The organism is Acidisphaera sp. L21, from assembly GCF_009765685.1.
Lineage (GTDB): Bacteria > Pseudomonadota > Alphaproteobacteria > Acetobacterales > Acetobacteraceae > LMUY01.
Window position 1 is genome coordinate 24,452 of sequence record NZ_LMUY01000019.1, and the last position, 6,314, is coordinate 30,765.

General features: G+C 66.2%; 4 protein-coding genes. 2 read left to right on the top strand and 2 right to left on the bottom strand.

Annotated features, from left to right (window positions below; translation table 11 throughout):
- Positions 1-8: 8 nt before the first annotated feature.
- Complete coding sequence (locus GSQ76_RS05355; RefSeq protein WP_216850911.1) at positions 9-1,844, bottom strand: methyl-accepting chemotaxis protein; 1,836 nt, start codon at positions 1,842-1,844, stop codon at positions 9-11.
- 135 nt (positions 1,845-1,979) lie between these two features.
- On the opposite strand from GSQ76_RS05355, the gene GSQ76_RS05360 reads away from it, so the two are divergent.
- Positions 1,980-3,560, top strand: a complete 1,581-nt coding sequence (locus GSQ76_RS05360; RefSeq protein ID WP_158742882.1) for an ABC transporter substrate-binding protein — start codon at positions 1,980-1,982, stop codon at positions 3,558-3,560.
- A gap of 23 nt (positions 3,561-3,583) precedes the next feature.
- Here GSQ76_RS05360 and GSQ76_RS05365 read toward each other — a convergent pair whose 3' ends face one another.
- Positions 3,584-4,885: an NtaA/DmoA family FMN-dependent monooxygenase gene (locus tag GSQ76_RS05365; RefSeq protein WP_158742883.1), complete on the bottom strand. Its 1,302-nt coding sequence runs from the start codon at positions 4,883-4,885 to the stop codon at positions 3,584-3,586.
- Positions 4,886-4,998: 113 nt separating this feature from the next.
- Here GSQ76_RS05365 and GSQ76_RS05370 point away from each other — a divergent pair, with 113 nt between their 5' ends.
- Entirely contained in the window at positions 4,999-6,216 is a 1,218-nt protein-coding gene (locus tag GSQ76_RS05370) for a M20/M25/M40 family metallo-hydrolase (RefSeq protein WP_158742884.1), read from the top strand.
- The last annotated feature ends 98 nt before the right edge of the window (positions 6,217-6,314 follow it).

Consider the following 6,314-nt stretch of genomic DNA (forward strand, 5'->3'; position numbering starts at 1 on the left):
GGTTCGGACTAGGCTGCGCGGGCACCCCGTGGCTTTGCCGGGGCGTCATCGGCGGCCAGTTTGAACTGTCCGGTCAGCTGGCTGAGGTCGCGTGCCTCGCTGGACAGGCCGTGGCAGGCGGCGGTGGATTGCTCCACCATGGCGGCGTTCTGCTGGGTGACCTGGTCCATCTGGTTGATTGCGATGTTGACCTGCGCGAGGCCGGCCGCTTGCTCCTGCGCGCTGGCCGCGATCTCGGACACGACGGTGCTGATTTGCACGACCTGGGTGATGATGTCGGTCAGCGACTTGCCGGTGGCGCCGACCAATTGCACGCCGCGGCCGACCTGCTCGGTGGAGGTGGAGATCAGCGCCTTGATCTCCTTGGCGGCGCCGGCGCTGCGCTGGGCCAAGGCCCGCACTTCGCTGGCGACGACGGCGAAGCCGCGGCCGGCATCGCCAGCGCGGGCTGCCTCGACCCCGGCGTTCAGGGCCAGCAGGTTGGTCTGGAATGCGATCTCGTCGATGACGCCGATGATCTGGCTGATCTTTTGCGCCGACCCCTCGATCGCGCTCATCGCGGCGACGGTATCCTGCACCACCTTGCCGGAGCGTTCGGCGCCGGTCTGCGCGGCGGCGACGATGTCGCGGGCCTGCCGGGCGCCGGCGGCGGTCTTGTTCACCGTCGCGGTGATCTCATCCAGTGCGGCGGCGGTTTCTTCCAGGCTGGCAGCCTGCTGCTCGGTCCGGCGGGACAGGTCGTCGGACGCGCTGCTGATCTCGTCCGCACCGGAGGCGATCGCCTTGGTGTTGGCGACGATGTGGCTGACGGCCTCGGCCAGTTGTTCGACGGCGGCGTTGTAGTCGGTGCGGAGCTGCTCGTATTCGGCGGCAAACCGGTCATCCAGGCGGCAGGTGAGGTCACCCTTGGCAAGGCGCGCCAGGCGGGAGGCGAGGCCTTGCACCACCATTTCCAGTTCGGCGGCGGCTTTGGCGCGCTGCGCCTCGGCGGCATTGCGGTCGGCGTCGGCGGCCTGGCGGGCGGTGTGGGCATCGGCCTCCAGCCGCACCTTCTCCAGCCCGACTTCCTTGAACACCTGCACGGTGTTGGCCATCACGCCGATCTCGTCGCCACGGGACAGGCCGATGACGTCGGTGGACAGATCGCCATCGGCCAGCTTGCGCATGTTGCCGGACAGGTCGGACAGGCCGCGCACGACGGAGCGGCGGATCACCAGGCTGGCCGCACCCGTGAGCAGCAGGCCGAGCAGGATGGTGCCGCCGATGAACTCGGCATAGCGGTAGGTGGCGGCGTCCACGTCGTCGACGTAGATGCCGGCGTTGAGGTACATGCCCCACGGCTTGATGCCCTGGGCGTAGGACAGCTTGCGAAGCGGCTCGGAACCGGTGGCGCGCGGGAAGCTGTAGGAGAAGAAGCCGGCGCCCTGGCGCTTCACCATCTCCAAAGCGACCTGCACGATCTTGACGCCATATGGGTCGGTGCTGCCGCTGCGATTGGTGCCGACGAAGGCCGGGTTGTTGGGGGAGGCGACGACGGTGCCGTCCAGCGTGTAGAGGACGAAGTAATTGTCGCCCTCGAACCGCTCGGCATTCACGGCCTCGGTAAAGCGGGTGACGGCCTGGTCGTGGGTCAGTTCGCCCTTCTGGACGCGGGCCTCGAGCTGGTCGGCGTATTTGGCCACCATCTCGACGATGGTCTTCACCTTGTTGCCGCGATCTTCCAGCATCTGGTCCCGCGCCATCAGCAATGTGGCCGCGCCGATCAGCACCAGCGTCAACACGGTGAGAACGACACTGGCGCCGAGCTTGGCACCCACACTGCGGTTATTGACCCAGGCCCACATCGGCACGTCCTAACGAAATTGCGTGCGAACCATGGCGTTAAAATGATTAAAGTTTTGTCGCTACCTGTCGGTTTCGGCAGTGGCCCGGCGTTTGCTTTTAACCCTTGCACCTTTGGCTGCAGGAGGAAGACGCAGATGATCCATCGTCGCGCCCTGATCGGCGGGTCCGCCGCGGCGGGTGGGCTAGTGCTGGCCCGCCCCGCCCTGGCGCAGTCCGCTAGCAGCCGCGTGCTGCGCTTCGTGCCGCAGGCTGCCTATTCCGTGCCCGACCCGGTGTGGACGACTGCCATCGTCGTCATAACCCACTCGCTGATGGTCTATGACACGCTGTATGGCGTGGACATCGACCTGGCGCCACAGCCGCAGATGTGCGCCGGTAGCACTGTGTCGCCAGATGGGCTGGTGTGGGATTTCACCCTGCGCGACGGGTTGCTGTTCCATGATGGCACGCCGGTGCGCGGCGTGGATGTGGCGCAGTCGATCCGGCGCTGGGGCCAGCGGGACACGTTCGGCCAGCAGCTTCTGGCATTGACGGCGGAGATCACCGCGCCGAGCGACCTCACGTTCCGCATACGGCTGACGGCGCCGTTCCCGCGCATGCTGTACGCGCTGGGCGCCAGCAGTTGCTTCATCATGCCGGAACGCGTGGCGAAAACATCGGCCGGCGAGGCGATCAAGGACTTCACCGGCAGCGGCCCGTTCAAGTTCCTGCAGAACGAATGGGTCGCCGGGGTGCGCGCCGTGTACGCGCGGTTCGAGGGCTATAAGCCGCGAGCCGCGCCACCTAACTTCCTGGCTGGCGGCAAAATCGCCCATTTCGATCGGGTCGAATGGGTGACCCAGCCGGACCCGGGCACCGCCGCGTCCGCCCTGCGTGCAGGGGAGATCGACTGGATCGACCAGCCGCTGTTCGACCTGGTGCCCAGCCTGAAGAAAGACCCGAAGGTCGCCGTCCAGCAATTGGACGCGTTCGGCCTGATCGGCATCATCGCGCTGAACCACCTGCAGCCACCGTTCAACAACGCCAAGCTGCGCCAGGCGCTGCTGCCCGCGGTTGACCAGCGAGAGTTCGTTGCAGCAGTGCTGGGGGACCAGGTTGAATATGCCCGCATCCCGGTTGGGTATTTCACTGCCGGGTCACCGATGGCGAGCGATGCCGGGATGGCGGCGCTGACCGGCAAGCGCGACATCGCCTTGGCGCGCAAGATGGTGGACGCGTCCGGCTATGCCGGGGAGACGGCGGTCATCATGGACCCGGCGGATCAGCCGCAGATGCATGCCATGGCGGAAGTCACACTCGGCATCTACCAGCAACTCGGGATCAAGAGCCGGATCGAGGCGACGGATTGGGGCACGCTGCTGTCCCGCCGTGCGGTGACGAAGCCGATCACTGATGGCGGCTGGAGCAGTTTCAACACGAGGCAAACCGGGCTGGGCGCCGCTGACCCGACCAATGCGCAATTGCGTGGCAATGGATTGAAAGCCTGGTTCGGCTGGCCGACCGATCCGGCGTTGGACGAACAACGCGTGGCCTGGTTCAACGCGCCAGACCTCGCCGGGCAGAAACGCGCTTCGGAGGCGATGCAGTTGGAGGCATTTCGCGCGGTGCCTTACATCCCGCTGGGCCAGTGGTCGCAACCAACCGCGTACAGGTCGGATTTGACCGGGTTCGTGAAGGGCTCGAACCCGGTGTTCTGGGGCGTGCGCCGCGCGTGAGGGAGCAGCGAGGCAGGCGCCTGCTAGAACTCCATCAGATTGTCGCGGAAATGCTTGTGCGAGTAGCCGGTGCGGGTCAGCCCGCGGCGCTTCAGCTCCGGCACCAACCCGTCGGTGATTTCCATGATGTAGCGCCGGGTAAACTCGCCGTTGAACAGCAGAAAGCCATCGCCGCCGACCTCCTGCATCGTTTCCTCCATGACGCTGGCGACGTGGTCGACTGTGCCGGTGAAGTCGATGCCCGACTTGATCGCGTTGGCCAGCGCCAACTGCCGGGTGGTCTTGCCCTGGTAGCGCGCGACGGTGGATTGGTGGCCGTTCGTGGTCAGCGCCGGCAGTGGCTCGTCCAGGTCGAACTGGGAGAAATCAATCCCGCCCGTGGTCGACATCAGCGCCAGATGCATGTCCAGGTGATCGATATGCTCCTGCCGCTCCCGCGCGCGGCGGTCCCGCGCCGCCTCCATGCTGGTGTCGACGATCGGGTAGGCGAGGAACAGCACCTTGATGCCATCCGGGTCGCGCCCGGCGGCCATTGCGCGCTCGCGCACGCCCATGCGGAACGCCTTCATCTGCTCCACCGTGTCGGCGGAGGCGATGATCGTGTCCGCCCAGCGCCCGGCAAACGCCTGGCCGCGTGGCGACCCGCCTGCCTGGCACAACACCGGCCGTACCTGCGGCGAGCGTGGCGCGTTCAGCGGACCGCGACACTTGTAGTATTTACCTTGGTAGTGGATCGGGTGGACCTTCTTGCCATCGGCGAACATCGGCGTATCGCGGTCCAGCACCACCGCATCCGGGTCCCAGGATTCCCACAACTGGGTCACGATTTCCGCGAACTCGTCGGCCCGGTCGTAGCGTTCGTCGTGCGGATACTGCGCGTCCATGCCGTAATTCTGCGCGCCATGGTCGCTGCTGCCCGTCACCATGTTCCAGCCGACCCGGCCCTGCGTCGCATGGTCCAGCGTGTTGACCAGCCGCGCCAGCATGTAGGGCTGGTATTCCGTGGTCGACAGCGTCGGTACCAGGCCCACATGCTTGGTCGCCTGCGCCAGATAGGGGACCAGCACCGCCGGGTCCATCTTCGGCGTGGCGGCGGCATATTTCAGGTAGGTGTCGTGCGAGCCCTGATACTTGTAAGGCACGTGCGACGAGTCCTCGAGGATCATGTAGTCGAAGCACGCCCGCTCCATCCCGCGCGCCAGATCCACGAACAGGTCCGGCGACATCCAGGTCTCCGCCGTGTCGCCCGACCAATCCTGCCGCCAGCCTTTCGGGCTGTAGCCACGGGACAGAAACCAGGCGAGGTGGAAATGCGGGCGGCCCATCGGAGATCCTTTCACGAACCCGCCATGCTGCAACGCAAACACCATGCCACCAGCCTTGGACACGCCCGTGCGGGCCGGTATGGTCCGCCGCCCAGCGCCAAGCGGAGAGACCGATGACCGAGCAGACCCTGACCCAGATCCGGCACGTGATCGACAGCGCCGCGTTCAAAACCGCTGCCGCCACCCTGGCCGCTGAACATGACCGCACCGTCGCCGATATCATCGACCTGACGGAAACCCCGGCGCCCCCGTTCAAGGAGCGCACCCGCGCCGAGAAATGGTGCGCCATGGCGAAGGCCCATGGCCTGGAAGACGTGGAAATCGATGAGGAAGGCAATGTGACGGGGCTGCGCCGCGGCATCGGCAATGGCCGGCTGATCTGCATCGCCGCCCATTTGGACACCGTCTTTCCCGAAGGCACCGAGGTGACAGTCCGCCGCGAGGGTACCAAGCTGTTCGCACCTGGCGTCGGTGACGACACACGCAGCCTGGCCGTCCTGCTTGCCTGGATGCGCGCCCTGGACGCAGCCGCCATCCAAACCCGTAACGACATCCTGTTCGTCGCCGATGTGGGGGAGGAAGGCGCCGGCGACCTGCGCGGCATGCGCCATCTGTTTGGAAAGGGGCGGTATAAGGATCGCATCAGTGCCTTCATCACCGTCGACAGCCCGGAGGTGGACCGCATTGCCATCGGCGGCGTCGGCTCCAAGCGCTACCGCGTCACTTTCGACGGACCTGGCGGCCACAGCTACGGCGCGTTCGGCGTGGTCAACCCGATGTTCGCCATGGCCGACGCCACCGCCCGGTTCGGCAAGCTGGTGGTCCCGGCCAAGCCCAAAACCACTTTCAGCGCCAGCGTCACCGGCGGCGGCACCTCGATCAACGCTATCCCCAATTCGGTGTGGATGGAGTTCGACCTGCGATCTGAATCCGCCGCCGAATTGGCCAAGCTGGAAGCGCAATTCATCGTGCTGCTGGACAGGTCAGTCGCGGCCGAAAACGCCGCTCGCTCCACCGCCAACGGCCCCGTCACCTACACGCTGACGCCGATCGGTGACCGCCCCGCCGGCAACACGCCCGAGGACTCGGAATTGGTGCAACTGGCGCACGCCGCCATTAGCGCCCACGGCTACCAGCCACGCTTCGTCTCTTCCTCCACCGACGCAAATATCGCGATGAGCCTGGGCATTCCCGCCCTGCGCATTGGCTCCGGCGGGACGGGTGGTCGCGGCCACTCGCTGGAGGAATGGATCGACGTCGAGCCCACGCAGAGCATCCGCGGCATGACCGCCGGCCTGGCGACCGTGCTGGCCGCCGCCGGAATGGCCTAAGTCATTTCGAGTGCCAGAGTTACTTCGGGTGCCAGAGTTACTTCGAGTGCCAGAGCTAGAGGGTGTTATGCACTCCGCATGAGGTCGGCGGCCTGCCT

Bases quoted from the DNA above. Each gene is read 5' to 3' on its own strand.
- GSQ76_RS05355 (WP_216850911.1), bottom strand. From the start codon at position 1,844: ATGTGGGCCTGGGTCAATAACCGCAGTGTGGGTGCCAAGCTCGGCGCC.
- GSQ76_RS05370 (WP_158742884.1), top strand. From the start codon at position 4,999: ATGACCGAGCAGACCCTGACCCAGATCCGGCACGTGATCGACAGCGCC.
- GSQ76_RS05360 (WP_158742882.1), top strand. From the start codon at position 1,980: ATGATCCATCGTCGCGCCCTGATCGGCGGGTCCGCCGCGGCGGGTGGG.
- GSQ76_RS05365 (WP_158742883.1), bottom strand. From the start codon at position 4,885: ATGGGCCGCCCGCATTTCCACCTCGCCTGGTTTCTGTCCCGTGGCTAC.